The organism is Aeromonas sp. ZOR0001 (assembly GCF_000801015.1).
Lineage (GTDB): Bacteria > Pseudomonadota > Gammaproteobacteria > Enterobacterales > Aeromonadaceae > Aeromonas > Aeromonas veronii.
Genome location: NZ_JRJY01000163.1, coordinates 14565 through 17517, shown reverse-complemented (window position 1 = coordinate 17517; position 2953 = coordinate 14565). Strand labels below are relative to the sequence as shown.

Here is a 2953-nt window from a genome sequence, read left to right as displayed (position 1 = left end):
TATATCTGCCGCGCCTTCTCCCGCCTCTATCCGGGCAAGACGGTGGACTTGCAGGTGCCCGCCAATCTGGCGGTCGGGGTGGAGGAGCAGGACTTCGACGAGATGGTGGGCAACCTGCTGGAGAACGCCTTCAAGTGGTCTGCCAGCGAGCTGCGCATCTCCAGCGCCGAGCTGGGGGGCTGGATCACCCTGCGTATCGAGGATGACGGCCCCGGCATGAGCGAGGATCAGATTGCCAAGGCGGTGCTGCGCGGGGTGCGGCTCGACGAGAAGGTGCCGGGCTCGGGCCTGGGCCTCAATATCGTCTCCGATCTGGCGGAAGCCTATCGGGGCAGTTTCATCATGGGCCGCGCCGAACTGGGCGGTCTGGCCGCCTCCCTCTCGTTGCCCAAGGTGGCAAGAGTCGAGAGCTAGGCATAACATATGGCATTTGTTTTAGCCTGAGGAAGAGAAGCATGACCGACGATCCGTGGGCACTGTGTCACCTTGACGATTCGTTTGATGCCTCTGTGCTGGGGGTCAAGGGCGCCCAGATCCAGTGGTTTGAAGACAGGGATGGCCTGATCGCGTTCCTTCTGGAAGATTTTGTCGACCTGCTGGCCGATGTGGGCGAGCTGGACGAGGAGCAGACCGAGCAGGCGCGCGAGCGCTTCACCCTGCTGGTGGAGCAGAGCTTCGACGATCGCACCCTGATGGATGCCATCAACGATCTCGCCTCCGGCCTGCGTCGCATCGCCTGGTTGGGGCCGCTCTCGGAGCTGGCCGAGATCAGCGACGAGTTTGCCTCCGGACTGCGTCGCTATTTCTGGAGCCAGTACGACGGGGATGAAGATGACCCGGACGCCTGGGTGCCGGAAGAGCTGTGGCCGCAGCTGGTTGAATGCGCGCAGGAGTATATGGAGGAAGGGGAGTTCTAAACCCGTTCCGACCATGCCTGAGCTTTGGCAGACGGATAAAGAAACGGCGCCTTGATGGCGCCGTTTTTATTGGGTGGTAATCGCCTTAGCCGTTGGCCGGTACCGCGTGGGCGGTGTTGGCCAGCACCGGGCCTGTGTACTTCTCGATCTGCAGCTGGGCCATGTGGCCGCAGTTGCCTTGCGCCAGACTGGACGAGCCCTCGTCGAAGGTGAGGCAGTTGACGTTGCCGTTCTTGCAGATGCTGCCCGCTTCGCCCGGCTTGGCCGGATCGTACCAGGCCCCTTCGCAGATCCGCACCACGCCTTGGCGCACATCTTCGGAGAGCAGGGCGCCCACTAGGATCTGGCCGCGCTCGTTGAAGGCGCGCACCAGATCCCCTTGGGCGATGCCGCGAGCCTTGGCGTCGGCGGGATGGATCATGATTGCTTCGCGGTCGGCGATGGCGAACTTGTCCCGCAGCGGGGTGTTGTCGAGCTGGGAGTGCAGCCGCTGGGTCGGGTGGGAGGTGTTGAGCGACAGCGGATAGCGCGCTGCCACCTCGCTCTTCACCCACTCCTTGGGCTCATACCATTTGGGATGGCCGGCACAGTCGGCGTAACCCATCCCCGCCACCGTGTTGGAGAAGATCTCGATCTTGCCGGACGGGGTGCCGAGCGGGTTGAGCAGCGGATTCTCGCGAAAATCGGCGTGACGGATCCACTGGCGGTTTGCCTCGGGGATCGGGAAGCGGATGTAGTTGTTGGATTCCCAGAACATGTTGAACGGCGGCAGCGCCACGCGGGCGCCGCGGGCCTGCGCTGCCATGCCGTCGTACATCTGCTTGAGCCACAGCATCTCGTCTTTGCCTTCGGTGTACTGCTCCTGCACGCCCAGCTTGGCGGCGATGGCGCTGAAGATGTCGAAGTCGTTGCGGGCTTCAAACTGGGGCGGCACGCACTGGTGCATCGGGAACACATAGCGCTGGGAGTAGTCGCCACCCATCTCCAGATCGTTGCGCTCGTAGCTGGTGGTGACCGGCAGCACGATATCGGCGTGCTTGGCAGTCGCCGTCCAGTAGGGCTCGTGCACGATCACGGTCTGCGGCTTGCGCCACGCCTGCAGCAGGTTGTTGGTGTCCTGATGGTGGTGGAAGGGGTTGCCGCCCGCCACGTAGACCAGCTTGATGTCCGGATAGGTCACCTTGCGGCCGTTGAAGTCGATGGTCTTGCCCGGATTGGCGAGACAGTCGGCGATGCGGGCCACCGGGATCGGAGCCGGGCTGTTCTTCGGTGCGTTGCCGGCGGAGATACCCGCCAGAATGCCACCCTTGGCGGTGGGGCTGCCACCGGAGGAGTAGTGGTAGCTGAAGCCGTAGCCGCCGCCCGGCAGGCCGATCTGGCCCAGCATGGAGGCCAGAGTGACCAGCATCCAGTTCGGCTGTTCGCCGTGCTGCTGACGCTGCATCCCCCAACCGGCCATGATCATGGTGCGCTTGGTGGCCATGTCGAGAGCCAGCTGGCGGATCACCTTGGCGTCGACGCCGCAGACGGTGCTCGCCCACTCGGCGCTCTTCGGTTGGCCGTCATCCTTGCCGAGCAGGTAGTTCAGGAACTTGTCGAAGCCGACGGTGTAGCGATCGAGGAAAGCCTGATCGTGCTTCTTCTCGCTGTAGAGGGTGTGAGCCACACCCAGCATCATGGCCACGTCGGTGTAGGCGTTCGGCGCAATCCACTCGGCACCGACCAGCTTGGCGGTCTCGTTGTAGATGGGATCGATGCTGATGACGCGGGTGCCTTTCTCTTTCAGCGCCATGAAACCGGCCTGACCTTCGTGATCCGGCATGTTCCAGCTGTTCTTCAGGGTGACCTGAGCATTGACCCCCCACAGCACCACCAGTTCGGCGTTCTCGACCACGTTGGGCCAGGCGGTCTGCTGCTCGTACACCTCGATGGAGCCCATCACGTGGGACATGATCACCTGAGCCGCGCCGGTGGAGTAGTCACCGGCATAACCGGTGAAGCCGCCGGAGAGGTTCATCAGGCGGTGCAGCAGGGTG

3 protein-coding genes are annotated in these 2953 nt (G+C 63.4%); 2 read left to right on the top strand and 1 reads right to left on the bottom strand.

Features of this window, described 5'->3' with window-relative positions; genetic code table 11:
* On the top strand, positions 1–414 hold a 414-nt coding region (locus tag L972_RS21170; protein WP_047440396.1), incomplete at its 5' end, for an ATP-binding protein.
* Between the two features lie 41 nt (positions 415–455).
* Positions 456–917 (top strand): hypothetical protein, encoded by a 462-nt coding sequence (locus tag L972_RS19130; RefSeq protein ID WP_005339830.1) that lies wholly within the window; start codon positions 456–458, stop codon positions 915–917.
* An 85-nt stretch (positions 918–1002) separates the two neighbouring features.
* Here the strand turns inward: L972_RS19130 and L972_RS19125 are convergent.
* Positions 1003–2953, bottom strand: a 1951-nt coding sequence (locus L972_RS19125; protein WP_047440392.1) for a molybdopterin-dependent oxidoreductase, incomplete at its 5' end; no start/stop codon positions are given.